Genomic DNA, 24,343 nt, shown 5'->3' with positions numbered 1-24,343 from the left:
AGGTCTTAGTCCTGGCCGCCCAGCGCCGCGCCTATCAGCGCCCGCAACAAGCTCGCCCGCAGACGCGAGCGCCAGATTGGGGGGAGCTCCACCAAGCCGTGGGTGAGCACGTGGCGCATCAGGCGAACCTCCCGGTTAGATAGGATTCCCTCTTCTTGCAAGCGGGCGAGAAAGTTTAAAGCCTCTACCTCCCCTATACTCCCTCCCAGAGTCTGCCACAATTTGCGCAAGAGTTCCCGGTAATCCGGGGGGCAGAGGCGGGAAATGCGCAGAAATCCCCCTCCGCCCCGGCGGCTTTCTACGCAGAAGCCGTGCCAGGCGGTGAAACGGGTGCTTAAGACGTAGTTGATCTGCGCCGGCGTGCAGCCGAACTTGCTCGCCAGCGCGCTTCGCCTTACCACCACCTGACCGGTAGGGCTTTGCGCCAGCAGCTGCCGCAGATAAGCTTCGATCTCGTCAGCCAGAGAGCGCATTTCCACCACCGTTTCTAACCTTAACTTACCTTTACCTTTCAGTATAGCGCCGGCTGGCAGGTCAAGCAAGAGTTACCGCTGAAAAACAAGGAAAGCTTGCGCTCCCGCAGGAACAGCGGGTACAATGAAGGCCAGGTGCAGATAAGGAAGGAGGTCCACACTACTTTGCGGCTGGACGGTCGGGGAACGGGGGAACTGAGGCCGGTAAAGATGATCCCCGGCTACAACAAGTATGCTGAGGGCTCCTGCCTCATTGAAATGGGAGATACGCGGGTTCTCTGCACCGCCTCCATCGACGACAAGGTGCCCCCCTTCCTCAAAGGCACCGGCAAAGGCTGGGTGACAGCTGAGTACGGCATGCTTCCCAGGGCCACCGAGAGCCGCAACCTGCGCGAGGTAACCAAGGGGAGGCCCAGCGGTCGGACTCTGGAAATCCAGCGGTTAATCGGCCGCTCGCTGCGGGCAGCGGTGGACCTGGAGGCTCTGGGAGAGCGCACCATCATCGTGGACTGCGATGTGCTCCAGGCCGATGGCGGCACCCGCACGGCCGCCATCACAGGAGGATTCGTAGCCCTGGTCTACGCCCTGGACTGGTTGCGCAACGAAGGAGCGATCGAGTCTCTGCCGGTGAAAGATTTGGTGGCGGCCGTGAGCGTGGGCAAGGTCAAGGATACCTATCTTTTGGACCTCACCTTCACCGAGGATTCCGTGGCCGAAGTGGACCTCAACGTGGTGATGACCGGCAAGGGGGAGCTGGTGGAGGTGCAGGGAACGGCGGAGGGAAAGCCTTTCACCCGCGAGGAGCTAAACTTGATGCTCGACCTGGCCGCCCAGGGGGTGAAGGTGCTCATCGAAAAGCAGCGGGAAGCTCTGGGAGTGCTAGCGAGTTTCATCGGGAGGCAGGACGAGAATGCGGAAGATAGTACTGGCCAGCCGTAACGAAGGCAAGCTACGGGAACTAAAAGCGCTTCTTTCCCCTCTGGGCTGGGAAGTAGTGCCTCTAACCTCTTACCCCGATCTCCCGGAGATAGAGGAGACGGGCGAAACTTTTGCCGCCAACGCCCTCGCCAAGGCCCGGACCGTGGCTTCCCTCACAGGTGAGGTGGCGCTGGCCGACGACTCCGGCCTAGAGGTGGACTATCTCGGGGGCGCCCCCGGCGTTCGCTCCGCTCGCTTCGCCGGCCGCCAGGGAGACGACGTCGCGAACATAGCCTTGCTTTTAAAGCTCTTGGAGGGTGTGCCCTGGGAAAAGCGCAAAGCCCGCTTCCGCTGCGTTATCGCCGTGGTCACCCCTGAAGGTAGGGAGTACCTGGCCGAAGGAACGGTGGAAGGATACATCTTAGAGGAGCCACGGGGAAGAGAAGGTTTCGGTTACGACCCTGTTTTCTTCCTCCCGGAGTATGGCCGGACTTTCGCCGAGCTCCCTTTGGAGGTGAAAAACCAGATCAGCCACCGCGCTCGCGCCCTGGCCAAGATAAAGGAGATTCTGCGCTCACTTTGACTAGCACCCGACCTTTAGGTATAATGGTATATGAGCATGCGGGTGTAGCTCAGTGGTAGAGCACCGGCCTTCCAAGCCGGCTACGTGGGTTCGATTCCCATCACCCGCTCCAGGTGGAAGAGCAAGTGGCCTTAAAGGCCACTTTCCATATATGAAGCGTCCCGGTAGCTCAGCGGACAGAGCAGCAGCCTTCTAAGCTGTTGGTCGGGGGTTCGAATCCCTCCCGGGACGCCATAATTTTGCCCTCTTCCACCTGCCTGGGGATGGAGGTTACGCCGGTATGACTCAGAACTTGCAAAACGAAGCTTCCCTTCGGCGCGAGCCGCTCTATCTGAGCGAAGATGAAAAGGAACTACTGCGCAGCCTGGGGACCACGGTGAGCTACCCCAAGGGGCATATCCTCTGGGCCCCGGAGGAAATAGCCGACCGGGTCTACCTTCTGGAGAAGGGCTGGGTCAAAATCTACCGTCTCACCGCTAACGGGCGGGAAGTAACCGTGGGGGCCATCCGCAACCCCGGCGAGCTCATAGGGCTGGCGGAGGCCCTTTACCACGGCAGGCGCACCTGCTTCGCCGGCGCCATCACCGACGTCACCCTCACCATCGTCAGCAAGAGCGACTTCGTAGAGCTGCTCACTGAGAACCATCGCTTGGCCCTGAAAGTCAGTAAAACCTTGGCCGCTCGGATGCGGGAAGCAGAGGCGCTGGTGCATGAACTCGTCTGCTGGCAGGTGCCGGGCCGGCTGGCCCTACTCCTTCTCAAAATGGGGGAGAGTTGCGGCATAAGGGACGAGGAGGGCATACACATCAAGCTGCGCCTCACCCACGAAGAGCTGGCCGGTATGATCGGTACCACCCGCCAGACAGTGACCTCCCTCCTGAACACCTTCAAGAAAGAGGGCTCTATCGAGATGGAGGGAAGGGAGATAACCATACGCGACCCCCAAAAACTGGCCAGCTGGGTGGTTTAATGGACTTTATCCCCGCCTATAAAAAGCTTTCTCCTCAGGAATTCTCCCGCCGGATAGCCGAAGGCTTCCGCCGCCTGCAGGCCTGCAACCTCTGCCCGCGCCGGTGCGGGGTCAACCGCCTGCAGGGCGAAAGAGGGATCTGCCGGGCCGGACGGGAAGTGGTGGTGTCCAGTTACGGCCCCCATTTCGGCGAGGAAGCCCCGCTGGTAGGGCTCTTCGGCTCCGGCACCATTTTTTTTACCTACTGCCCTCTCAAATGCGTCTACTGCCAGAACTACGAAATAAGCCAACTCGGAGAAGGAAGCCCGATAAGCATAAGGGAACTTAGCCGCATCATGCTAAGGCTTCAGGCTCGAGGCTGCCACAACATAAACCTGGTAACCCCCACCCACTTTGTTCCCCACATCCTAGCCGCTCTTTACCGCGCCAGCAAGCGGGGCCTGGCTCTCCCCATAGTCTACAACACCAGCGGCTACGAGTCCCTGGAAACCTTAGCTTTGCTCGACGGCATTGTGGACATCTACATGCCCGACTTCAAGTATGCCGACGCCAGGGCGGCAGCCAAGTACTCCGGAGTGCGTGACTACCCTGAGGTGGCCAAAGCGGCACTTAAAGAGATGCAGCGGCAAGTGGGGGATTTAGAAATCGACGAGCGGGGCCTGGCGGTGCGCGGGCTTTTGGTGCGCCATCTGGTTTTGCCAGAAAACCTGGCTGGCACGGAGGAAGTGATGGAGTTCCTGGCCCGGGAAGTTTCCCCGCGCTGCTTCGTCAACGTCATGGCCCAGTACTACCCCGCCTACCGCGCCCACGAGTTCCCTCCTCTCAACCGTCGCATTACCTCCCAGGAGTACCGTGCCGCCGTGGAAGCGGCTTCAAAGCGGGGCCTGCGGGTCTACCGGGACTAGCCAGTGAGGCCAAGAGCTCGGCGGTAATACTCGGTAGCCGCGGGAACTTCGCCCAGCTCGGCCGAGATACTGGCCCGCAGGCTCCACAGGCGCCGGTCGTTCACCTTACCGGCCAGCCGGTGGCACAGAGCCAGAGCTTCGGCGTAGCGCCCCAGATCTACCAAGCAGGAAGCCAGGTTCAGAAGATAAAGGTGATTCTCGCCCTCACCGGCCAGCTCCGCCGCCTCCTGATAGAGCTTGAGAGCTTCCTCCTTTCGGCCGCAACTTTCCAGGGCAAAGGCCAGGTTGTTGAGCAGCACCGGATCGCGAGGGTACCGCTGCTGCAGCTTCTCCAGGAGCCTCAAAGCCTCCTCCGCCCTTCCCATCTTCAGGTAGCAGGCGGCCAGGTTGCTCCCCACCTCGATATCACCGGAGGACAGGCGGTAGGCCTCGGCAAAGTGAAACTCGGCCTCCTGGTAGCGGTGCAGGTGATAGAGGCAAAAGCCCAGGTTGTTGTGAAGCTCCGCCCCTCCAAATCCCAGCCGCCTGGCTTCCTCATAGTAGCGCAAGGCTTCCCCGTAGCGCCCCAAGCGGCTTAAGGCCACGGCCATATTGAAGCTGAGAGCCGCGTTTCTGCCCCCTAGAAGCCGCGCCTCCTGGAAGTTACGCAGGGCCTCTTCCACCGAACCCAGCGCTAGCAGGCAAAGACCGCGGCTAGAAAGGAGCGCCGCGCTGGCGCAACCCAGAGCCAGGGCCCGATCGAAGAAGGACAAAGCCCGCCTCGCCTCCCCCTTGCGCCGCCAGTAATCCCCCACCGTAGCCAGGATCCAGGCGGCGTCCCGCCGGGGCAGGTTGCCGGCCAGAGTCCCGATCCTTTCCCCCGTAAGCTCCTCTTCTCCCAGCCGAGGCCAAGCCGCCAGGAGGTGGAAAAACGCCCGCTGCAGCCGCCCCAGCTGAAAGCAGAGCCGCCCCGCCCACAAATGAAGGCGACGGTGGCGGGGAAAGCGCCCGAGCAACTTCTCCAGAAACCACAGGGACGCGCGCTTGGCCCCTACCGCTTCGCTTAACCTCGCCGTCAGCAGGAAGAACCCCTGGTGCAGCCCGTGCTTCACCGCCGTCCAAGGGTTGCCCCAAAAATGTATCATCACCAGCTCCTCCTTTTCTGCCCATTGTTTACCATCAATAAAATTAGCGGTGATAGCGGACTTATCCTGCTAATTTACGGGCAAAATATTGCGACAAAGATCTTATTCGCTCGCACACCGGAGTTCAAATTCGGAGGCGCAGATTGACGAGAAGACGGAGGCGGCACTACGATTTCTTCACCTTCTGGAATAAGCTGGCTGGAGCCAGCGAAAAACCGGCCACGGAGGCCGCAAGGGTGGCTTGCCGTGGCTTTTTTGCCGAGGGGGTGATAAAAGAAGGCTGGAAGCGTGTTACCCAAAAACCTTTTAAAGGGAGGAAAAGGTTATGCACATCCCTGACGGCTATCTTAGCCCCTCTACCTGTGCGGTTTTTTATGCAGCCATGATCCCTATCTGGGCCGCGGCGGTCAAGAAAACCAGAGAAACCCTGAAGGCCAAGCAGGTGCCCCTGCTGGCTCTGGCGGCCGCTTTCAGCTTCGTCATCATGATGTTCAACGTGCCCGTCCCCGACGGCACCACCGCTCACGCGGTGGGAGGGACGCTGGCCGCTATCGTCCTCGGACCGTGGGCCGCCTGCATCGCCGTTTCTATTGCCCTCATCATCCAAGCTTTAGTTTTCGGCGACGGTGGAATCTGGGCCATAGGAGCCAACTGCTTCAACATGGCCTTCGTCCTGCCCTTTCTGGGCTACGCCGTATACCGGGCTTTAAACGCTGGCGGCAAGCGCCGGGTATTAGCTAGCATGGTGGGGAGCTACGTGGGGATCAACGCCGCCGCCTTCTGCGCCGCGGTGGAGTTCGGCGTTCAGCCGCTTCTATTCAAGTCCCCCACCGGCGTACCCCTTTACTGCCCCTACGACCTCAGCAAGTCCATACCGGCCATGATGTTCGCCCACCTGACCGTAGCGGGAATAGTGGAGGCCATCATCACTGGCCTGGTGGTCTACTACCTGCAGAAAGCCCACCAGGAAGAGCTCTTCTTCGACGCCGCCCTGGAAAGGAGGTAGGCGGGTATGCCGGTGTACCGTAAGCTGTGGTTCTGGATAGTGGTACTCATCATCCTTTCTCCTCTGGGGCTCTTGGCCAAAGGAACTGCCTGGGGGGAGTGGGGCAGCGACGAGCTTAAGGAAATGTTGGGTATGGTGCCGGAAGGGCTGGCCAAACTAGAAGAGACGTGGCACGCTTTACTGCCGGACTATAGCATTCCAGGATTCGACAAAACCTTCGCCCAGCAAGCTGTAGGGTACATCGTAGCCGCCGTGGTAGGAGTGGTGCTGATAGCGCTGGTAGCCTACCTCCTGGGCCGTCTCCTGGCCCGATCGGAGAAATGAGCGCGAAGCCTGCACCCCGGTGCCGAGGTGCAGGCTTCGTAGAGAAAAACCTGAAGGAAATCCATCGGGTTTTCGCCGACGAACTCTTCGCCACTGCTATGGCCCGGCAACCGGGGCTTTACCAATCCCTCGATCCCCGCACCAAGGTGGTGGCCACGGTGGCCTTCATAGGGGTGGTGGGATTGGCCCACCACCTCACCACCCTGGTGCTGCTGAACCTTCTAACGTTGGCGGTAGCCTTTCTCTCACGCCTCCCCCTCAAGCTTTACCTGGCCAGGGTGTGGCTTTTTATCCCCCTCTTCACCGGCGTGATGGCCTTCCCCGCCATTTTTAACTGGATAACGCCGGGAGATCCCGTCTGCACCCTCATACCGGAAGTGAGCTTTCACCTAGGAAATTACCACTTCCAGGCACCGCTTACCATCACCGTCCAGGGACTGCAAGGGGCGGCCACCATCGTGCTGCGAGCCGCCGACTCCGTTTCCTGGGTGATTCTCCTCACCCTTACCACCTCTTGGCCCCGGTTGCTCAAGGCGCTCCGCGTCTTCCGGGTGCCCCAGCTCTTCATCCTCATCTTGGAGATGACCCTGCGCTACATCTTCCTGCTGCTTCAGCTCTCAGTGGAAACTTTCGAAGCTTACCGGTTTCGCCTAGTGGGACCGCCACCGGCCAAAGAAAAGAGGCGCTTCCTAGCCTCCCTAATCGGGAATGTGCTAGTGCGAACTCAAGCTCTAAGCGAGGAGGTTTACCAGGCCATGCAGGCCAGGGGCTACACCGGCGAGCCCCGCTCCTTAATACCCTACCACTTTGGCCGCGCCGATCTGGTCTTCAGTCTGACCTCCCTTGCCCTGGTGGCCGCCCTACTTTATCTGGACAGGTGCTTACTTTAAATCGAGGTAGCGCACCACCAGGTCCCCTACCTCGCTGGTGGTGTAGCCCATGCGCCCCGCCGCCAAGCTCTTGAGGTGCTTGGAGCAGACCTCCTGCACCGCCCGCTCTATCCGGGCCGCTGCCCTTTCCTCTCCTAGGTGCTCCAGCAGCATGGCCAGAGCCAGGATGGCCGCCAGCGGGTTTATCTGGTTTTTGCCGGCGTACTTGGGAGCCGAGCCGCCAATGGGCTCGAACATGGATACTCCTTGGGGATTGATGTTGCCGCCGGCAGCGATGCCCAGGCCCCCCTGAATTATGGCACCCAAGTCGGTTATGATGTCGCCGAACATGTTGTCGGTGACGATGACGTCGAACCACTCGGGATTCTTCACCATCCACATGCAGATGGCATCCACATGGGCGTAATCACGGGTGATGTCCGGATACTCCTCCCCTACGGCGTGGAAGACCCGCTCCCAGAGGTCGAAAGCGTAGGTCAGGACGTTGGTTTTGCCGCAAAGAGTAACCTTCTTTTTCTTGTTACGCTTGCGGCAATACTCGAAAGCGTAGCGGACGCACCGCTCCACCCCTTTGTAAGTGTTGATGGAAATCTGGAGGGCCACCTCATCCCTGGTGCCGCGCCGCAGAAAGCCCCCGGCTCCGCAGTAAAGCCCCTCCGTGTTCTCCCGCACTACCACGAAGTCGATGTCCTCCGGACCTTTATCTTTGAGCGGGGTCTCCACCCCGGGATAAAGCTTCACCGGACGGAGGTTGATATACTGATCGAGCTCGAAGCGCAGCCGCAGAAGAATCCCTTTTTCCAGAATGCCCGGCTTAACGTCCGGATGGCCGATAGCACCCAGGTAGATGGCGTGAAACTGCTTGAGCTCCTCGATGGCGCCGTCCGGCAAGGTCTCCCCTGTGCGCAGGTAGCGCTCCCCGCCAAAGTCGTAGATCACAGTTTCGTACTTGAAGCCCTCGAGCTGCGCCACCGCTTCCAGCACCTTAAGTCCTTCCCGGACCTGCTCCGGCCCCGTGCCGTCCCCTGGAATCACCGCAATCCTATAAGTCAAACTCCTCTAACCCCCCAGTATTCCGGAATTTAGCCGCAATTTTACCCCCTCCCAAAACTCTTGTCAATGAAAAAGGGGGAGCTTGCTAAAGCTCCCCCCTTTAAGCCGACCCGACCGGAAGCTATCTAGCTACTTCGACCTTAACTTGAGCTCCTGAGTTCCCGTGCCCTCCAGCCCGGAACTTGGCAGCCGGCAGTATGCGCACCTCCAGAGCTTTCCCCTCCTTGGTGGCCTTAACCTTTACCCGCTGCCCCCGCTCCAAGGTGGCGCTGCCCTTCCCCTTGGCTTCAATCTTGGTGTCAGACGTCAAAGTGAAGGTTTTGCTCTCCTGGCCACCCTTCTTGCCGCCCCGGGTCACGGTGAAGGTGTTGCCCGAAACCGCACTCACCTCGCCGGAAAATTCCACGGTGGGCTTAAGCTCCTTTATCCGGAGGTGCACCAGCCGGTCCAGAGCCCTAAGCTGCTCCAGGTTCAACTTCTCCACTGCCGTCACCAATTCCGGAGGTAGGCTCTTTTCCGCGTAAACCTTGGCCTCCACCGAGGTGCAATCGCGCAGTCGGTCCCGCTGGTGCAGGCGCAAAGTGTCCCCTCTGCCCTGATCGGCCAGAGCCGGCCAGACCGCCGCTGCTAGGAGGGCCAGGACCAGAAGCCCACTTACCAGCAGTTTAACTCGCCTCACCCTTACCACCTCACTTAGTCAGAGTTTGGTCCCCCGGTCACCTTCTCGCCTCCGCTCCCCTTTTCTCACCTCCCATCGGTTAATTACGAACTTCTCGGCGCCTTTCTGAGGGTCTCCCGGTAAAGTTTTGCGCCAGCTGAAACGATGAATTCTCAAAAAATCTACTGGAGGGAGAAGGCATGGCCCAGCCGGAGCCGAAGCAGAGGAAAGAGCGTTTCTTCAGCGTGCGGCTCAAACTTTTCGGCAGCTTCGCCGCGGTGTTGCTGCTCCTGGTAGTCACCATCGCCGCCGGCCTCTGGGGACTGAACAGGGTGAGGACCCAGTACGACGCGGTCATAAACCGCGACTACTCTTGGGCCTACCAGAGCCAGCAGGCGATGGTCTTAATGCTTCTGAGTAACCTGGACCTGCGCGATTATATGGGCACGGGCAATCCGGCCTCCTGGACCGCCCTTAAAGAGAAATTGACGCAGGCTAACAAGCTTCTCCAGGGAGTAAGCGACGCCAGCCAAGATCCTAAGGTGGACGAGCTGGTGGGGCAGGTTCAGCAAAAGCTCTCCCTTTACGAGAAATCCGCCGAGAAAGTAAGGGAACTCCAGGACCGAGGGCAGAAGGAAGCCGCCACCCAACTCAACCGCACCGAGGTAAACGGCAACCTCAAAGAAGCCGCCAGGATAGCCCAGGAGCTGCAGGACTACCTGCACCAAAGGGCTGAAGGCCGGATAGCGGAGGCGCGCCGGTACGAAGGACACACCGCCCAGATGGCCCTCTGGGGAGGGGTTTTGTCCGTCCTGGTGGGTATGGGCCTGGCCTACCTCATCGGCAAGCAGCTGGTCAACCCGATCAAAGAACTGGAAGCGGCAGCCATGCGCATAGCCGAAGGGGACCTCATGGTGAAGCTTCCGCGGATAAAGAGTCATGACGAGCTGGGGAGGCTCATCCGGGCCATAGCCTTCATGCTGGGAAGCCTCCGCCGCCTGGCAGCGGAGCTTAATGCCAGCGCCCAGAAGCTGGCCGAGGAGGCCAGGAACATAAGCCAGGGGGCGGAGCAGGCGGCCAACGCCGCCACCACCAGCGCCACCAGTGCCACCCAGATAGCCGCCGCCATCGAGCAGGTTTCCGCCAGCGCTCAGAACTTGGCCGGCACCGCCCAGGACATGGCCCGCCACGCCCAGGAAGGGCAGGGGGAGCTTGACCGCATGGTGAAGCAGATGAACGCCATCCAGGAGGTAACGCGCAATGCCAGCCAGGCCATGCACAAGCTCAACCAGAAGGCGGGTGAGATAAACCGCATCGTGGAGGTCATCACCTCCATCGCCGACCAGACCAACCTCCTGGCCTTAAACGCCGCCATCGAAGCCGCCCGGGCCGGGGAGCAGGGCCGGGGCTTCGCGGTGGTGGCGGGCGAGGTGCGCAAGCTGGCGGAGCAGTCGGCCAACGCCGCCAAGGACATCTTGAAGCTCATCGAGGCCATCCAAGAGGAGACGCGCGAGACCACCTCCCTCATGGACCGCAACCAGCAGGTGGTCCAAGAAGGAACGAAGATAATGCAGGGGGTAGCACAGCGCTTCCGGGAAATTCTGCAGGCGGTGAACGAGTTTACCGCCCAGACGGAGGAGATCGCCCGCGCCGCCCAAGAGGTGGCCGGGAACGCCACCAACGTAGCCGCAGCCGCCCAGGAGCAGACGGCCACCAGCGAGGAAACAGCCTCGGCCACCCAGCACCTCACCCAGCTGGCGGAGAAGCTCAAGGCGGTGGTGGGGAGGTTCAAGTACCAGGCAGCAGCCAAAGCCTCGTGAAAGCGGGCCGGGCGTTTGCCCGGCCCTTATTGTTTGTCCTTGGCCTTCCAAGGTAAAATTTTACCTTGGGGGGTGAAAAAAAAATGAAGATTGTCCGGCTTAAAGAGATGCGCGACCGGATACCCAAGCTTTTCGGCATTCCTTCCGGCGTACCCGGGCTTGACGATCTCTTTTTCACGGTAACCTTCGAGGAGGAGGGGTACCGCCGCGTCTCCCTCAAAGGCATCCCCTCGGCGGCAGTTGTTCACCTCACCGGGGTGCCGGACACCGGCAAATCGCTCATGGCCGAGCAGTTCGCCCTGACCCAGGCGGCGCGAGGCTTCGCCACCCTCTACGTGACGGTGGAGGTTCCTGCCCACTTCCTAGCTCAGGGGCTGAAGCTGCGGGCGCGCGCCATGAACCTGAGCTGGGAAACCATAGAGGAAGGGCTTTATCTCCTTGATCTGGCCCGCATGCCGGAAGAGAAGGAGAATATCGGGGAACTCTGCGAGTCTCTGGCCAGGATTATCCGGGAAGAGGAGATCAAGGCCTGCGTGATCGACTCGGTGACCGGGCTTTACGAAGGCAGGGAGACGGCGGCCCGCACCATCGTCCGCCGCCTCTACGAAGTGATGAAGGAGCACTACCAGACGGCCATATTCGTCTCACAGAAGCGCAGCAGCCACGAAGAGATGTCGGCGGAAGCTGCCGGCGGCTACGGCGTTTCCCATATTCTGGACTGCACCATCGTGCTGGCCAAGATGGTGGTCAGCCGCAGCACCGCCTCCTTTTACGGCAAGGCGCCGGGCGAACTGGTGCGCACCCTGCGGATAGACGGCTGCCGCCTTTGTGGCCACGACACTCGCGTACACCTCTTAGAGATAGACGACGCGGGCATCGTTAGGGTGGGACCACCTCTCAGCGAGCTGGCCAGCGAGGCACGCCTCTAAGCTTCCTCCGCCTCCACCAGCACGGCATCCACCCCGATCTTTTTCACCTGGCTCCAGGGAATTACCACATCTTTGCCCCAGGGGAAAATGCCCAAGAATCTTTTGCCGCTGTGCAGCACCACAGCGGTGATCATTCCTTTTTCGTCCACATGCACGTCTTTGATGGCACCCAGGCGCCGCCCGTTAAGCACGTTGATGAACTGCCGACGGGTGAGCTCAGAAACCTTGAACATTCCTTTACCACCCCCGCCTTCCCAGGTTATGCAGGGGGAGGTTTAAAGGTTACGGTTGAGCAGGCGGACCCGGCAGAGCTCGCTTCCCAGCCGCAAGAAAAAATACCACTCTTCGAAGCGCAGGAGATAAAGGCTTAAGGCATAAAGGGCCACTCCCCCGACAATGGCGCTGCCCAGGCTCAGAGCTTCCCCCCAGAAACCGGCGGGAGCAATCCCTCCGACGAAGCGGTATATTACCCAGGCGGCCAGGGCCAAGAGGGCGCAGGCCAGCAGGGAGCGCAGGGCGAAAGAAGACCAGGCCTTGATTTTGCGCAGGGCCGGTAAACGGCGGGCCAGAAAATAGTAGAGAAGGAAGGTGTTCACCCAGGCGGCCAAGGAGTTGGCCAGGGCCAAACCCGCGTGCTTCAGCGGGTGCATGAGGACGAGGCTCAAGACCAGGTTTACAAGCACCGTCACCAAGGTGAGCTTCACCGGGGTCTTGGTGTCGTGCAGAGCGTAAAAGCCCCGGGTCAGCAGGATGTTGGCCGCGTACCCGACCATGCCCACGGCGTAGCAGAGAAGGGCGGCCGCGGTCATGGAGGTGGCCCGGGCATCGAAGGCCCCGCGTTCGAAGAGAAAGGAAACTATGGGGTAGCGCAGCACCATGAGTCCTACCGCCGCCGGCAGGGTGAGCAGCAGGTTAAAGCGCAGGGCACGGTCGAGAAGCCGGGCCACCTCCTCGTGTTGCCCCTCAGCCGCCCGATGGGTTAGGGTGGGGAAGACTGCCGTCCCCAGGGCCAGAATGAAAAGGCCTATAGGCAGCTGAACTAGCTTGTTGGCGAAGTTGAGGGCGGAGATGCTCCCTTCCGCCATGCCGGAAGCCAGGATGCGGTCGATGATAACGTAAGCCTGGTTAATGGAAACCCCCACCGCCACCGGCACGAGCAGGGCAAAAACTTTTTTCACGCCCGGATGCCGCCAGTTAATCTCCGGCCGCCAGAAAAAGCCGACGCGCCTTAAGGCCGGCAGCTGGATTAAGGCCGCAGCCACCATGCCCAGTACCGTTCCCCAGGCCAGCCCCCGGATACCAAAGACCCTCCCCAGAGAAAGGGCCGAGGCTATAATCACCAGATTGTTGACCGCCACGCTGGCGGCCGGCAGGCCAAAGATCTGGTTGGCGTTTAGAAGTCCGGTGAAGTAGTTGGCCCAGCCGAAAAAGAGCAAGATGGGAAGCATGATGCGGGTGAGCTCCACTGCCAACCGCATGGTTTCCGGTGGGAGGCCGGGGGCCACCAAGAGAACCAGCCAGGGGGCCAGAGGCAAAGAAAGTAGCAGGGTAAGGAGCAGGGCCAGGGTGAGGAGGTTGAAAACCCAGTTAAAAACCCGCCACCCCTCCTCCCTCCGCCCGGCGGCCGCGTACTCGGCAAAAACGGGAACCACCACCGTGGCCAAAGCGCCCGTCACGATAGCCAGGAGGAGGTTGGGTATGGTGAAGGCCACCAAGTAGGCATCGGTAGCAGCCGAAGCCCCGTAAAGATGGGCGATCACCACATCCCGGAAGAAGCCCAGAAGACGGGCCAAGAGACTGAAAAAGGCGATTACCAGCGTAGCCTTAAAAACCAGACGTCCCGTTGTCACTTTATAACCCCAACTCCGCCTTCACCGTTTCGTGCAGCCGATCCACCTTTTCCTCGGTGGAAGCCTCGACGTACACCCGGAAAACCGGTTCGGTCCCCGAGGCCCGCACCAGTACCCAGGAGCCATCCGCCAGCACAAGCTTCACCCCGTCCATGGTAATCCTCTCGACCACCTTCTGCCCGGCCAGCTCCTCCCGCGACTCGGCCCAACTGGCCAATACACGGAGGATCCGCTCTTTGTCCTCCGCCGAGGTGCGGTAGTCCCGCCGCTGGCTTACCACCTCTCCGAACTTTTCCCTCACCTCTTCCCAGAGACGCCAGAGAGAACCACCGTGCACCGCTGTCATCTCCACCACCAGCAACCCCGCCAGAATGCCGTCCTTCTCCGGGACATGCCCTCTGATGGAAAGGCCGCCGCTCTCCTCCCCCGCACAGAGGCAGCCCTCCTCCCGCAGCAGCTTGCCCAAATACTTGAACCCCACCGGCGTCTCCTTCGTCGCCACCCCGAAGGCGGAGGCGATACGGTCCACCAGGTGGGTAGTGGCCACCGTGCGGGCCACCGGCCCCCGCCAGCCTCGGTAGGAGAGGAGGTGGTAGCAGAGAAGGGAAAGCACCTGGTTGGGGGTTACGAAGTGGCCTTCTCCCGTGATCACGCCCAGCCGGTCGGCATCCCCATCCAGAGCCAGACCTAGATGGGCACCGGTCTCCTTCACCTTGGCGGCCAGCTCTCCCAGTCTAGAGGGCACCGGATCGGGCAGGTCACCGCCGAAAAGGGGATCGCGCCAGTCGTGAATGGTGACCACGCTCACCCCGCAGCGCCTGAGGACCTCTTCCAGGTAGCCTATACCCGCCCCGAACATGGGGTCAACCACCACTTTGAGCGAAGCGCGGGCAATTTTGTCCCCCTCCACCAGGCGTAGAAGGTGGGCGAAGTAATCCTCCTGGGGGCGGAAGGGGTGACGCAGCGCCCTCCCCACCCCGGCCGGGGGAGAGGGAGGGGATTCGATCAGGCTCTCGATGCGCTCGGTAACGTCGGGAAGAGCTGGCCCGGCGTACTCGGGGATGAACTTTATCCCGCAGTACTCGGGAGGGTTGTGGCTGGCCGTGATGACCACCGCACCCCCCGTCTGGTAGTGCCTAATGCCAAAGGCCACCACCGGTGTGGGCACGGAGCGCTCGGGGAAGTAAACGGGAATGCCCCACCTAAGAAGTACTTCTGCCACCGCTTCGGCAAACTTATCCGCTAAGAAGCGGTTATCGAAACCCACTATGGCACCGCGGGCAGCCTGGCTCTTCTCGCTAAGGTAGGCGGCGATGGCCGCGGCTACCCGTTCCACGTTGGCAAAAGTGAAATCGCGGGCGATTACCCCCCGCCAGCCGTCCGTACCAAACTTGATTCGCAAAGGCTTCCCCCCTTGCTCACTGTCCGTTTTGTCCCGGTAATTTATCGGTCACATCGGTGAGGTGCTCCAGCTTGTCCTGGCGTTTGTCGAGGTAAAGCCTCCCTTCAGAGTCAAGAGAGGCGTAGAGTACCTCTTTTAACGACTTCACCCCCTGCTTCTCCAATTCCTTCAAGAGCCACTCTTCCGTAAGGTTGTTCTGCACCAGGTTCTGGTAGATTATCTGGCCGTCTACTATGAGCTCGGAAGGCACCCCCTCGTACTTAGTGGGGATCCCTAGATCCTCCGGCGTCACCGGGCGCTTCTGCGACTTGGGAAGGACGCTCAAAGCGCCGTTGGGTTCCACGATGGCGAACTCTACGTCGGCCAGGTTGAAGTAGCCTTTTTCACGTAACTGGGACATCAGGTCGTCCACGTTGTAGCGCATGCGGGCCATGTTGCGCTCCAAGATACACCCGTTGTGGACTACCACCGTGGGCTCGTCCAGCAAAAACTTGCGCGCCGGGCGGTAAATCAGGCTCACATACTGCACCAGGATGGTGAGGGAAGCGAAGACGGCCAGTCCGAAAACATAATACCAGGGGTTTTCTTTGATGTCGGTGGCCAGGCAGGCGGCTATGGAGCCGATAACTATGCCGTTGACATAGTCGGAGATGGTAAGCTGCCCCACTTGGGACTTGCCCACCAGCCTGGTGATGAAGAGTACCCCCATGAAGGCCCCTACCGCCCGCAAAAGAATCTCCAAAAAAGGATTCATTAACCAAATCCCCCTTGCCTTAAAGCCTCTCCGATAAATTAAAGTTCGCCTCCCTCCCCTCGGCTATACTTGAGCCACCAGTCCCAGGTGGTCTTGAGCCCCTCTTCCAGAGAACGACGGGGAGACCAGCCCAACTTTTCCCGGGCTTTTAAAGGGTTCAGGACACTGTGCCTGATATCTCCCGGCCGCGGTGGGCGGTAAACCGGAGCAAGCTTCCTGCCGCCTACGCGGGACAAAATCTCCCACAAAAGGTTGACGCTCACCCCTTCCCCTGTGCCGATGTTGAGCACCTCTCCCTCGCCAGCGGTGAGCGCCGCCAGGATGGCTTCCGCCACATCTTCCACATAGATGAAATCTCGCGTCTGCTCTCCGTCCCCGTAGATTTCCGGCGGCTCCTCGGCCACCATCTTCCGGCAGAATACGGCCACCACCCCTCCCTCCCCTTCCTCCCCCTGCCCCGGGCCGTAAACGTTGGCCAGACGCAAAACCACCGGGGTGATGCCGTAAAGGCGCCGATAGGTGAAGAGATAAACCTCGGCCGCGTACTTAGAAGCGCCGTAAGGAGAGAGGGGACAGATAGGGTGCTCCTCGTCCACCGGCAGGTAAAGAGGGTCACCGTAAACAGCCGCCGAAGAAGTGTAGACGATTCTTTGCACCCCCGCCCTGACCGAGGCTTCCAGGAGGCGAATGGTTCCCAGTACGTTGGCTTCGGCGTCAGCCACCGGCCGGACAAGGGAAAGGGGAGCAACCGTTTGGGCCGCCAGGTGGACCACCACCTCCGGTTGCTCGCACCGGAAGAGCTCCTCCAGCGACGAGGAAGCCAGGTCGAGAAGATAAAACGGGACGCCGGGAGGAATTCTCTCCCGCCGCCCCGTGCAGAGATTATCCATAACCGCTACCTCGTGGCCGCTTCTTTGCAGAAGTCTTACCACGTGCGCGCCGATAAAACCGGCTCCGCCGGTCACCAGCACCCGCATATTTAAAGCTTCTCCACCACCGTACGCAGGTACTCCCGGAAAGCCGGGCCAAGATCCTCGCGCTCCAGCGCCAGCTCCACCGTGGCCTTGAGGTAGCCTAGCTTGTCGCCGGCATCGTAGCGCCGGCCGGTGAAGGCGTAGGCGAAAAGTTTATCTTCTTTGGCCAGCACCCTCAGGGCATCGGTGAGCTGGATTTCCCCGCCGGCGCCCGGTGGCGTCTCGCGCAGAATGCCGAAGATGCGGGGAGTGAGGACGTAGCGCCCCGCCACTCCCCAGCGGGAAGGGGCCCGGTCCGGCTGGGGCTTCTCCACCAGATCGCGCACGGCGAAGACCCTGGACCTTATTTCCTCCCCGTCTATGATGCCGTACTTGGAAACTTCGCTTAAAGCCACGCGCTCCACCGCCACCACCGGCGCCTGCACCTCTTCGTAAAGCTCCAGCATCTGGGCCAGGCAAGGCGGATCGGAAACCACCACGTCATCGCCCAGAACCACGGCAAAAGGGTCTTCCCCCACGAAGTTTTGGGCGCAGAGCACGGCGTGCCCCAGCCCCAGGGGCTCCTGCTGCCGCACATAATAAATGTTGGCCATGGTGGCGATGCGGCGGATCTCCTCCAACCAGTCCCACTTGGCGCGCTTCTCCAGGTAGTACTCCAGCTCCAAGCAACGGTCGAAGTGGTCTTCGATCGCCCGCTTGCCGTGGCTGGTGATGATCAGTATATCTTTGATGCCCGAACTTACGATCTCCTCCACTATGTACTGGATTATAGGTCGGTCTATAAGGGGGAGCATCTCTTTAGGCTGGGCCTTGGTGGCTGGCAAAAAGCGCGTCCCCAGTCCAGCAGCTGGAATTACCGCCTTTCTTACCCTCTTCATCTGCCTCCTCCTTTGCCCTGGTTTTGTCCAGCAGTGCAAAAGGCTTCAGCCTTTGAGAACGTCCTCCGCCGCCCGGTGCCGCTTTAGGCTCACCCAGCGCTTTCCTATAACCCCCAGACGCAGGGCGGCTAAGAAAAGCAGGGTGACCACACCGGCCAGGAGCAAGAGACCCTGGGGGAGGGTCAGTTGGGTGAGAAGTACCGCCGTAAGGCCCAGCAGGGCGCTCACGGCGTAGATAAAAAGCACCGCGCCGCGGTGGCTGAAGCCGATAATTAGCAGACGATGGTGTAAATGCTCCCGATCCGGGCGAAAGATGTGCCGGCGGGAGTGGACGCGCCGGAGGATGGCGAAGAAGGTATCGAAGAGGGGTATGCCTAAGATCACCACAGGAACCAGGAGGATGACCGCCGTGGCCGTTTTGGCCACTCCCTGCACGGAGGCTCCGGCCAGGAAGAAGCCCGCAAACATAGAGCCACAGTCGCCGAGGAAGGTACGGGCCGGGTGAAAATTGAAAGGGAGAAAAGCCAAGAGGCAAACGCTTATCACCAGCGCCGGACCGATCCCCTCCGTACTTCCCGCCAGGCCGGCAGCTGCTGCCAGGGTCAAGCCAGCTATGCTTCCCACCCCGGCCGCCAGCCCGTCCAGGCCGTCGATGAGGTTGACGGCGTTGGTCACCGCCACCAGCCAGAAAACGGTGAGGGGAAGGGCCAACCCGTCGAGGGGGAACACCTGCCCCTCGTGCAGCGGATGCCCGACAAAAGAGAAGAGTACCCCGCTTCCGGCCGCCACGGCCGCCGCCAAGATCTGTCCTAAAAGCTTAAGCCAAGGGCTAAGCCCCCTTATGTCGTCTGCCAACCCACAAAGGAAAACCAGTGTGGCTCCCGCAAGCAGCCCTAACCACTCGGTTGGCGCCCCGGCCACCAGCCACCCGGCCCATACACCAGCAAAGATCGCCAGGCCTCCCAGCCGGGGCATAGGCTGCGAGTGCACCTTGCGCTCGTCCGGTTCGTCCATAGCCCCCAATTTCGGGGCCAGGCGTATAGTCAGAGGTACCGTCAGGCCCGTTACCGCTGCCGCCACCCCTAAACCGCAGATAAGTTTTAGGTCCAAAACCTTTTCCTCCTCGGTCACCCACCGTATCCTATATTCCGTCTTTTTCTTCCTCAGACTTCCTTTCTCCTGCCGCGAAGACGATCTCCGCCTCCGCCGCCAGCTCCTCCCCCACCCAGGCCTGGCCTTTCGCCTTCCCCACCATCCCCTTTAGGCGCAAAACCTCAACCTCCAGGCGCAAAGTGTCACCCGGGAACACGGGGCGGCGAAAGCGGGCCTTATCAATGCCGGCCAGCAGGGGAATCTTATCCTGAAAATCGGCAAGCTTTAAGACCGCCACAGCAGTAAGCTGCGCCAGAGCTTCCAGTATCAGCACGCCGGGCATGACCGGGTAGCCGGGGAAGTGCCCGGTGAAGAAGGGCTCGTTGACGGTGACGTTCTTTATCCCCACTGCCCGCTTGCCGGGTTCCAGGAGAGTGACCCGGTCCAGCAAGAGAAAGGGGTAGCGGTGGGGAAGGAGCTTCTGAATGGCGCGCACGTCCATCAAGGCTGTGCCCCTCCCGCCGTCTTGTCGCCGGCAGCACTTTTACCTGAAGGAGGAGGCTGCGAAACCTCGGTCTGCTCCTTGCCGGCAGGCGAAGACTCGCTACTGCTGCCGGAGGAGGGCTGGCCGGAAACGGGGCTCGTCGGCTCTATCTTCACTTCTAATGGTTGAGTCTTTGCCGGAGACGTCTTTTCCGGAGGAATGGAAGTGGTTTTCCCAGCGCTGGTCTCCTTGGAGTTGGCAGCCGGGGGGGAGCCCTTCTTCTCAGGCGAAGTCAGAGTTCCTTTGTTTTTGGAAGCACTTTCCTGGCTGTAGGTGTGCGAAGGAACGGTGGTGGGCACCGTCCTGGGACTGGTCCTTACCTCCACCCCAGCAGGAGTTTCCAGGATGAACTGCTTGATAGGCTCGCCCTCCATAAGCCGGGCCACCACTTCCCGAGCCTCGCGGGGATCGACGTGCCAGTAAGGGTCGTTGCCGAAATACCCAGGAAGGGTGCCGGTTACCACTTGCACATCATGCAGGTCCGCGGCCAGCTTGGCCAACGCCACTGCCTGATTAAAGGGCAGGTTGGTAGTGAAGCAATCCCAGATCTTGGGAAGGAGGATGGGCAGGCGCAAGAGGTTGGAGGGTTTGGTCATCTCCTCCACCAGGGCCCGCAGGAACTTCTGCTGCCTCTCTACCCGGGCGATGTCCCCCAGGGGATCGCTGCGGTAACGCACATACATGAGGGCGTGGCGCCCGTCCAGGTGCTGCTTGCCTTTCTTGAGGTTTATAGAGTAGATTCCGCCGTCCTGGGGATCGTAGTGGTACATGTCCTTCTCCACGTCTATGGTGATGCCGCCCAGAGCGTCGATCAGCTTGACAAAACCTTCGAAGTTGAGCACCACATAGTAGTCAACCGGCTGACCTATGAGGTCGGACACCACCCGGCAGCTGAGCTCCGGGCCGCCGTAGAACATAGCTTCATTGATGCGGGTGCGCCCATGGCCTGGAATGTTCACCAGGGTGTCGCGGGGAATGGACAGAGCTATTATCCGCTTCTTGCCGGGATCGGCACAGAGGTACATTATGCTGTCGCTGCGGGCCCGGGTCTCCCCCTTACGGGCATCGGAGCCCAAGACCAGCAGATGGATCTTCTCAGCTGCCAGAGCATTTTCTCCCATGCCTGGAATTAAGCCTTTAGGAAGGAGGTACTGCCACGCTCCGTAGGCTCCGGCTGCTACCAGTAGGAGCAGCAAGGTCAAAGTAAGCCACAGCCTTCTCGGCGACTTTAGTCTGCGGGCCAAAATTCCATCTCCTTTCTGGCGTTGACGTTGGCAAAAGCTTTGCGCTAAATTATAATTCGGTTGGCCCGGGCAAGCTTTTTAAGGAGGATAAGACTCCATGCAACTGATCGACGAAAAAGGAAAGCTTTTTGGCCTCGTCAACGTGCTCGACCTTTTCCTTATTCTCCTGGCGCTGCTCATCGTCGGAGGACTCACCTATAAGCTTCTCCTTCCGCGCTCCTCAGTGGCGCCGACCAAAGTTACCTTCGTGGTGCGGGTACCCGCCGTTCCGCCGGAAACGGCCCAGATGATCCACGTGGGAGACCGCATGGTAGCCGGTGCCGAGTACACTGGCGTCAAGGTGATTGACGTTAAGGTTGAGCCCGCACTCACAACCGAAACTAACTCCCAGGGCCAAAAGGTTCTGGCGCGCGACCCTTACTTTAAAGACGTCATCGTGACCCTTCAGGGAGAAACCCCTTTGACCTCGGCCGCCATAAGAATGGGCAACCAGGAAATAAGGGCCGGCCGCGAATATTACGTCAAGTCACTAACGTATGAGCTTAGAGGTACTATCATAAAAGTATCACTGGAGCCGGCACCGGACAAGCCCCGCTCTTGAAAAATTTCCCGAAAGTTAGCACCTGGACTCTCTTCCGGTCTAATCCTAGCGCGCCTGAAATGCTTAAGCCTAAAAGGGATCCCTGGCTTGATTTCCTGAAGACGCTGGGCTGTTTCTTAATGTTGCTGGCCCACTCTCACGTAGAGACGCGTACCCTTTTGAGCCACTACGCCGTCTTCGTGGGCACCTTCGCCCCGGTCTTCTTCTTCGGGGTAAGTGGGGTTACTACCCTTCTGCAGCTTGCATCCCGGCCCCTAAGCTATTTTCTGATCTTCTATCCTCTTCTTTTCGTCTACGGCCTCAGCTTCAACGGGGCCAAGGGGGTAAACTTCTGGCAGGAACCCCAATGCGAAGTGATCCAGGGGATAGCCCTAGGGATACTCGTCTCGGCCCTGCTCCTCTCCCGGTTCGGGGAAAAGGTAAGTCTTCTCTTCCCCCTGCCCTTTCTCCTGCACCTAGGGGTAAAGAAGCTCGGGCTCAACCTTCCTGGGATAACCGGCTTCCTTTTCCCGCCGGGTATTTTCCCCCTTTTCCCCTGGCTCTCCTTCTTCCTATGGGGGATCCTGTGCCACCGCTACCGAACCCTGGGACTCACCCTCACTGTGGCAGCCGGCGCAGCCTACTTCGCAATGGCTCTCGCCGGGTACGGGCACTGCGAAAAGTGGGAAATGAACTCGCCCTTTTTCCTCCTGGGCCTGAGCCTGTACGGTTTCCTAGCCCTTATGGACAGATTCGCTCCCCTAATACCCGACCAGCTCAACTACCTGGGCCGCCGCTCCCTCCTCTTCTTTTACGCTCACTACCTGGTTTTGCAGTGCTGGCGCGCGGTTGGCTTCCCCCTGGTTCCCGCCCTCACCTGGACCGGTGCGCTGGCCGGAGCGGTCCTCCTGTGCTGGGTGACGGAACGACTCAATTTCCTTCTAATCGCCAGGTTTTCTTCCCATATATGGTTCTGGGTTTTTCTGCTGACTCTGGTTCTGTTGCCCCCTCTCTTTCTGCCCCCGGCCGCCTTCACCGCCACGTCTTACCTGAGCGGCTTTCTTTTCGCCCTCAACTACCGGCAGCTCCACCAACTGGCCTCCCCCAAACCTCCGCAAATTGACGCTGGTGATAGATTTTGTTAAACTGATGGAAGATGCATAGTCTGGCTATGAGCGTGGGGATGTTCTATAGTGTAAGCGAGGGGTTGAGTATGCTAACTTTGGGCTTTCCCCGGGCGATGAGTTACTACTACCTCTACCCTCTTTTTCGCACCTTTGTAGAGTCCCTAGGCGGAAAGCTGGTCGTCTCCCCACCCACCACCAAGACCACCCTGAACAAGATGGAGTTCTGCCCCACCGACGAGCCCTGCGTGGCGGTGAAGTTGCTTTTCGCCCACGCGAAGGAGCTTTTGGATACAGGGCTCGATTACCTGCTCATCCCCTCCCTCGTGAGCGTGGAACCGGAGAACTTTTGCTGCCCCAAGTTCATCGGGGCACCCTACATGGTTCACAACGCCCTGCGCAATGGTGGACGGGTGCTCATTCCCTATATCGACCTTTATCACGGCGACACCCGCTGGCAGGAATCCTTCGTAACCCTGGCTCGCGAGCTGGGGGTGGAGTCGCGCGAGCAGGCCCTTCAGGCCTTGAAACGCGCTTTGAAGGTGCAAGCCGCTTTCGAAGAAGCTCTGGCTCGGTTCAAGCTCACCTACGCCGAAGCCTATGAGCTTTTCGACCAAGGGAAACTCTGGAGCCTGAGCTCCTCTCCCCAAGGGGAAGCGGAGAACACGATCGGCGTGGTAGGGCATCCCTACGTTCTCTACGACGCCATAAGTCTGGGCCTCGTCCCCAAGGTGAGGGAGTACGGCAGGGTGATAACGCCGGAGATGATCCCCTTTGCGGTAGCGCGGGAGGAGATGAAGGATATAGCGGAGGGGGAAAGGCTCTGGAGCTTCGAGGCCCATCTCTTGGGCGCGGCTCTTTACCTCCTGCGCCACCGGCTGGTAGACAGGCTTATCCTGGTAAGCTCTTTTGAGTGTGGTCCCGAGTCGATAGTGGAGTCCTTCATCGAGGAGGAGGCGCAACGGCAGGGCATCCCCTTCCTGCTCCTGACCGTGGACGAGCACACGGGCGAGGCCGGGCTGGTGACCCGGATAGAGGCCTTCATGGACATAGCGCCGCTCAAGAGCGCCGCCGCCGATCCTTTCCCGACCACTGCTCGGCGTCTTCCCACGCCGATACCTGGTCCCCAGCCCAGAACTATGAAAGTGGGTTTTCCCTCTATGGGACACCTGGATCTGGCGATAAGGGCGGCCCTCAAGGAGTGCGGGATCGAGTGCCTCCCCACCCCACGCGCTTCGAAAGAGATCCTGGAACTGGGCAAAGAGCTTTCTCCCGAGTTCGTCTGCCTCCCCTTCGTCATCACCTTGGGGCAGATGCGCTACCTGCTCGACCGGGGCGCCACCCACATCTTGATGGTGGGGGGTAAGGGCAAGTGCCGCCTGGGCTGGTACGCCCAGATCCAGGAAAAGCTTCTGCGCAAGCTAGGCTACGACTTCGAGATGATCATAATCGATTCGCCGGTACCCTTCGCCACCCGCTGGCCCAAGTTCCGGGAGGCCATCAAAAGGGCCACCGGCAACGCCTCCTGGTGGCGGGTAATAAGAGCTTTGTACAACGGCTACCACCGCATCGCCGCCATCGACCGGGCGGAGAAAGAAGTCCACCGCCTCCGCGCCTTTGAGCGCGACCCGGGAACGGCAGACAAGCTTTTCAAGAAGTTCGTCCGCGAGGTAGAAAGGGCGCCTTCCTCCCAGATGGTGCGGGAGCTGCTGGAGGACTTCCTGGAAACGGCCCGGCAGATACCGGTAGAGGATACCGACCCGGTGCGCGTGCGCATAGTGGGGGAAATATGGGTGGTGCTGGAGCAGTACGTGAACCTTGAGCTCGAACGTATGCTAGGACGCTCCACCGACCCACGCGTCTGGGTGGACCGGGAAATTTCGGTCACCAACTGGTTCCACCAGCACATCTTCCCCACCAAAGAAGCGCTGAAGCGACGGGAGGAGATAAAGAGGGCGGCAGAACCCTACCTGGGGATCGAAGTGGGAGGGCACGGGCATGTGAGCATAGGTTTAACCGTGCTGGCCAAGCAGGAAGGGATTGACGGGATAATCCACCTCATGCCCTTCACCTGCATGCCGGAGATCGTGGCCCAGAACATCCTGGTGCGCCTAAGCGAAAAGTTAGATCTTCCCATCCTCACCCTGATCATCACCGACCAGACGGGTGAGGCTGGAATAGAAACGCGGGTAGAAGCTTTCCTGGACGTACTCAAAGAGCGAAAACTGATTAAAGGCAGGGGGTAAGT

The 24,343-nt window shown here is 60.2% G+C and carries 25 protein-coding genes and 2 tRNA genes; 14 read left to right on the top strand and 13 right to left on the bottom strand.

The genetic code is table 11. The features are described from left to right. Positions 1-5: 5 nt before the first annotated feature. Positions 6-473: a CtsR family transcriptional regulator gene (locus DXX99_RS01485; protein ID WP_134642926.1), complete on the bottom strand. Its 468-nt coding sequence runs from the start codon at positions 471-473 to the stop codon at positions 6-8. 165 nt (positions 474-638) lie between these two features. Between DXX99_RS01485 and rph the strand changes: the two genes are divergently transcribed. The 6 genes from rph (at position 639) to DXX99_RS01455 (ending at position 3,849) form a co-directional block, all read left to right on the top strand. Next, on the top strand, positions 639-1,412 hold the full coding sequence (rph, locus tag DXX99_RS01480) for a ribonuclease PH (RefSeq protein WP_115791742.1): 774 nt from the start codon (positions 639-641) through the stop codon (positions 1,410-1,412). Further along, on the top strand, positions 1,384-1,974 hold the full coding sequence (locus DXX99_RS01475; RefSeq protein WP_115791741.1) for an XTP/dITP diphosphatase: 591 nt from the start codon (positions 1,384-1,386) through the stop codon (positions 1,972-1,974). Before rph ends, DXX99_RS01475 begins: the two co-directional genes overlap by 29 nt. 38 nt (positions 1,975-2,012) lie before the next feature. After that, positions 2,013-2,086: transfer RNA gene (locus DXX99_RS01470), tRNA-Gly, on the top strand. Between the two features lie 46 nt (positions 2,087-2,132). Continuing rightward, positions 2,133-2,208 (top strand) — tRNA-Arg (locus DXX99_RS01465). Positions 2,209-2,254: 46 nt separating this feature from the next. Continuing rightward, positions 2,255-2,944 (top strand): Crp/Fnr family transcriptional regulator, encoded by a 690-nt coding sequence (locus tag DXX99_RS01460; protein WP_115791740.1) that lies wholly within the window; start codon positions 2,255-2,257, stop codon positions 2,942-2,944. Beyond that, positions 2,944-3,849 carry a radical SAM protein gene (locus DXX99_RS01455; RefSeq protein ID WP_115791739.1) on the top strand — a complete coding sequence of 302 codons (906 nt, stop codon included), beginning with the start codon at positions 2,944-2,946 and terminating at the stop codon, positions 3,847-3,849. The genes DXX99_RS01460 and DXX99_RS01455 overlap by 1 nt, the downstream gene beginning before the upstream one ends. On the opposite strand, the gene DXX99_RS01450 is transcribed toward DXX99_RS01455, so the two are convergent. Next, the gene (locus tag DXX99_RS01450; protein WP_115791738.1) at positions 3,846-4,973 is read right to left on the bottom strand and encodes a tetratricopeptide repeat protein; all 1,128 of its coding nucleotides are present in this window, start codon (positions 4,971-4,973) and stop codon (positions 3,846-3,848) included. The two genes, DXX99_RS01455 and DXX99_RS01450, sit on opposite strands and share 4 nt — an antisense overlap. A gap of 325 nt (positions 4,974-5,298) precedes the next feature. Here DXX99_RS01450 and cbiM point away from each other — a divergent pair, with 325 nt between their 5' ends. Genes cbiM through cbiQ form a run of 3 tightly spaced genes read left to right on the top strand, consistent with a single transcriptional unit; the run spans position 5,299 to position 7,193 of the window. Beyond that, on the top strand, positions 5,299-5,979 hold the full coding sequence (cbiM, locus tag DXX99_RS01445; protein WP_115791737.1) for a cobalt transporter CbiM: 681 nt from the start codon (positions 5,299-5,301) through the stop codon (positions 5,977-5,979). Positions 5,980-5,985: 6 nt separating this feature from the next. Then, positions 5,986-6,303: a PDGLE domain-containing protein gene (locus DXX99_RS11645; protein ID WP_115791736.1), complete on the top strand. Its 318-nt coding sequence runs from the start codon at positions 5,986-5,988 to the stop codon at positions 6,301-6,303. Continuing rightward, on the top strand, positions 6,300-7,193 hold the full coding sequence (cbiQ, locus tag DXX99_RS01435) for a cobalt ECF transporter T component CbiQ (RefSeq protein ID WP_115791735.1): 894 nt from the start codon (positions 6,300-6,302) through the stop codon (positions 7,191-7,193). The genes DXX99_RS11645 and cbiQ overlap by 4 nt, the downstream gene beginning before the upstream one ends. On the opposite strand, the gene DXX99_RS01430 is transcribed toward cbiQ, so the two are convergent. Further along, positions 7,185-8,246 (bottom strand): 3-isopropylmalate dehydrogenase, encoded by a 1,062-nt coding sequence (locus DXX99_RS01430; protein ID WP_115791734.1) that lies wholly within the window; start codon positions 8,244-8,246, stop codon positions 7,185-7,187. The two genes, cbiQ and DXX99_RS01430, sit on opposite strands and share 9 nt — an antisense overlap. 121 nt (positions 8,247-8,367) lie before the next feature. Continuing rightward, the gene (locus DXX99_RS01425; protein WP_134642925.1) at positions 8,368-8,925 is read right to left on the bottom strand and encodes a DUF5666 domain-containing protein; all 558 of its coding nucleotides are present in this window, start codon (positions 8,923-8,925) and stop codon (positions 8,368-8,370) included. 179 nt (positions 8,926-9,104) lie between these two features. On the opposite strand from DXX99_RS01425, the gene DXX99_RS01420 reads away from it, so the two are divergent. Both DXX99_RS01420 and DXX99_RS01415 read left to right on the top strand, forming a co-directional pair. Further along, positions 9,105-10,724 carry a methyl-accepting chemotaxis protein gene (locus tag DXX99_RS01420; protein WP_115791732.1) on the top strand — a complete coding sequence of 540 codons (1,620 nt, stop codon included), beginning with the start codon at positions 9,105-9,107 and terminating at the stop codon, positions 10,722-10,724. A gap of 83 nt (positions 10,725-10,807) precedes the next feature. Beyond that, complete coding sequence (locus tag DXX99_RS01415) at positions 10,808-11,653, top strand: KaiC domain-containing protein (RefSeq protein WP_115791731.1); 846 nt, start codon at positions 10,808-10,810, stop codon at positions 11,651-11,653. On the opposite strand, the gene DXX99_RS01410 is transcribed toward DXX99_RS01415, so the two are convergent. The 9 genes from DXX99_RS01410 to DXX99_RS01370 are packed head-to-tail and all read right to left on the bottom strand — an operon-like array spanning position 11,650 to position 20,349. After that, positions 11,650-11,886 carry a YlmC/YmxH family sporulation protein gene (locus tag DXX99_RS01410; RefSeq protein WP_115791730.1) on the bottom strand — a complete coding sequence of 79 codons (237 nt, stop codon included), beginning with the start codon at positions 11,884-11,886 and terminating at the stop codon, positions 11,650-11,652. The two genes, DXX99_RS01415 and DXX99_RS01410, sit on opposite strands and share 4 nt — an antisense overlap. A 42-nt stretch (positions 11,887-11,928) precedes the next feature. After that, entirely contained in the window at positions 11,929-13,503 is a 1,575-nt protein-coding gene (murJ, locus tag DXX99_RS01405; RefSeq protein WP_115791729.1) for a murein biosynthesis integral membrane protein MurJ, read from the bottom strand. Position 13,504: 1 nt separating this feature from the next. Next, a complete protein-coding gene (locus tag DXX99_RS01400; RefSeq protein WP_115791728.1) occupies positions 13,505-14,905 on the bottom strand; it encodes a phosphoglucomutase/phosphomannomutase family protein in 1,401 nt (466 codons plus the stop codon). A 16-nt stretch (positions 14,906-14,921) separates the two neighbouring features. Continuing rightward, positions 14,922-15,659 (bottom strand): YetF domain-containing protein, encoded by a 738-nt coding sequence (locus DXX99_RS01395; protein WP_115791727.1) that lies wholly within the window; start codon positions 15,657-15,659, stop codon positions 14,922-14,924. Between the two features lie 38 nt (positions 15,660-15,697). Further along, positions 15,698-16,636: an SDR family oxidoreductase gene (locus tag DXX99_RS01390; protein ID WP_115791726.1), complete on the bottom strand. Its 939-nt coding sequence runs from the start codon at positions 16,634-16,636 to the stop codon at positions 15,698-15,700. A gap of 2 nt (positions 16,637-16,638) precedes the next feature. Next, the gene (galU, locus tag DXX99_RS01385; RefSeq protein ID WP_115791725.1) at positions 16,639-17,511 is read right to left on the bottom strand and encodes a UTP--glucose-1-phosphate uridylyltransferase GalU; all 873 of its coding nucleotides are present in this window, start codon (positions 17,509-17,511) and stop codon (positions 16,639-16,641) included. 45 nt (positions 17,512-17,556) lie between these two features. Then, positions 17,557-18,621, bottom strand: a complete 1,065-nt coding sequence (locus DXX99_RS01380; RefSeq protein WP_240610763.1) for a glycosyltransferase family 4 protein — start codon at positions 18,619-18,621, stop codon at positions 17,557-17,559. Between the two features lie 31 nt (positions 18,622-18,652). Then, positions 18,653-19,105 carry a 3-hydroxyacyl-ACP dehydratase FabZ gene (fabZ, locus tag DXX99_RS01375; protein WP_338065862.1) on the bottom strand — a complete coding sequence of 151 codons (453 nt, stop codon included), beginning with the start codon at positions 19,103-19,105 and terminating at the stop codon, positions 18,653-18,655. Continuing rightward, positions 19,105-20,349: an LCP family protein gene (locus DXX99_RS01370; protein ID WP_115791723.1), complete on the bottom strand. Its 1,245-nt coding sequence runs from the start codon at positions 20,347-20,349 to the stop codon at positions 19,105-19,107. The genes fabZ and DXX99_RS01370 overlap by 1 nt, the downstream gene beginning before the upstream one ends. A gap of 139 nt (positions 20,350-20,488) precedes the next feature. Here DXX99_RS01370 and DXX99_RS01365 point away from each other — a divergent pair, with 139 nt between their 5' ends. Genes DXX99_RS01365 through DXX99_RS01355 form a run of 3 tightly spaced genes read left to right on the top strand, consistent with a single transcriptional unit; the run spans position 20,489 to position 24,341 of the window. Beyond that, positions 20,489-20,992, top strand: a complete 504-nt coding sequence (locus DXX99_RS01365) for a DUF4330 domain-containing protein (RefSeq protein WP_115791722.1) — start codon at positions 20,489-20,491, stop codon at positions 20,990-20,992. 59 nt (positions 20,993-21,051) lie between these two features. Then, a complete protein-coding gene (locus tag DXX99_RS01360) occupies positions 21,052-22,116 on the top strand; it encodes an acyltransferase family protein (protein WP_134642923.1) in 1,065 nt (354 codons plus the stop codon). Positions 22,117-22,127: 11 nt separating this feature from the next. Further along, on the top strand, positions 22,128-24,341 hold the full coding sequence (locus DXX99_RS01355) for an acyl-CoA dehydratase activase-related protein (RefSeq protein WP_205664597.1): 2,214 nt from the start codon (positions 22,128-22,130) through the stop codon (positions 24,339-24,341). The last annotated feature ends 2 nt before the right edge of the window (positions 24,342-24,343 follow it).

The sequence above is a fragment of the Ammonifex thiophilus genome (assembly GCF_003368535.1).
In the GTDB taxonomy this organism is placed as follows: Bacteria; Bacillota; Desulfotomaculia; order Desulfotomaculales; family Ammonificaceae; genus Ammonifex; species Ammonifex thiophilus.
This window is presented reverse-complemented; position numbering and strand designations above follow the sequence as displayed.

What these genes read in the sequence shown, in the direction of transcription:
- DXX99_RS01485 (WP_134642926.1), bottom strand. Translation starts at nt 473, where the DNA reads ATGCGCTCTCTGGCTGACGAGATCGAAGCTTATCTGCGGCAGCTGCTG.
- DXX99_RS01475 (WP_115791741.1), top strand. Translation starts at nt 1,384, where the DNA reads ATGCGGAAGATAGTACTGGCCAGCCGTAACGAAGGCAAGCTACGGGAA.
- DXX99_RS01460 (WP_115791740.1), top strand. Translation starts at nt 2,255, where the DNA reads ATGACTCAGAACTTGCAAAACGAAGCTTCCCTTCGGCGCGAGCCGCTC.
- DXX99_RS01455 (WP_115791739.1), top strand. Translation starts at nt 2,944, where the DNA reads ATGGACTTTATCCCCGCCTATAAAAAGCTTTCTCCTCAGGAATTCTCC.
- DXX99_RS01450 (WP_115791738.1), bottom strand. Translation starts at nt 4,973, where the DNA reads ATGATACATTTTTGGGGCAACCCTTGGACGGCGGTGAAGCACGGGCTG.
- cbiM (WP_115791737.1), top strand. Translation starts at nt 5,299, where the DNA reads ATGCACATCCCTGACGGCTATCTTAGCCCCTCTACCTGTGCGGTTTTT.
- DXX99_RS11645 (WP_115791736.1), top strand. Translation starts at nt 5,986, where the DNA reads ATGCCGGTGTACCGTAAGCTGTGGTTCTGGATAGTGGTACTCATCATC.
- cbiQ (WP_115791735.1), top strand. Translation starts at nt 6,300, where the DNA reads ATGAGCGCGAAGCCTGCACCCCGGTGCCGAGGTGCAGGCTTCGTAGAG.
- DXX99_RS01420 (WP_115791732.1), top strand. Translation starts at nt 9,105, where the DNA reads ATGGCCCAGCCGGAGCCGAAGCAGAGGAAAGAGCGTTTCTTCAGCGTG.
- DXX99_RS01415 (WP_115791731.1), top strand. Translation starts at nt 10,808, where the DNA reads ATGAAGATTGTCCGGCTTAAAGAGATGCGCGACCGGATACCCAAGCTT.
- DXX99_RS01410 (WP_115791730.1), bottom strand. Translation starts at nt 11,886, where the DNA reads ATGTTCAAGGTTTCTGAGCTCACCCGTCGGCAGTTCATCAACGTGCTT.
- DXX99_RS01395 (WP_115791727.1), bottom strand. Translation starts at nt 15,659, where the DNA reads ATGAATCCTTTTTTGGAGATTCTTTTGCGGGCGGTAGGGGCCTTCATG.
- DXX99_RS01390 (WP_115791726.1), bottom strand. Translation starts at nt 16,636, where the DNA reads ATGCGGGTGCTGGTGACCGGCGGAGCCGGTTTTATCGGCGCGCACGTG.
- galU (WP_115791725.1), bottom strand. Translation starts at nt 17,511, where the DNA reads ATGAAGAGGGTAAGAAAGGCGGTAATTCCAGCTGCTGGACTGGGGACG.
- fabZ (WP_338065862.1), bottom strand. Translation starts at nt 19,105, where the DNA reads ATGGACGTGCGCGCCATTCAGAAGCTCCTTCCCCACCGCTACCCCTTT.
- DXX99_RS01365 (WP_115791722.1), top strand. Translation starts at nt 20,489, where the DNA reads ATGCAACTGATCGACGAAAAAGGAAAGCTTTTTGGCCTCGTCAACGTG.
- DXX99_RS01360 (WP_134642923.1), top strand. Translation starts at nt 21,052, where the DNA reads ATGCTTAAGCCTAAAAGGGATCCCTGGCTTGATTTCCTGAAGACGCTG.
- DXX99_RS01355 (WP_205664597.1), top strand. Translation starts at nt 22,128, where the DNA reads ATGCATAGTCTGGCTATGAGCGTGGGGATGTTCTATAGTGTAAGCGAG.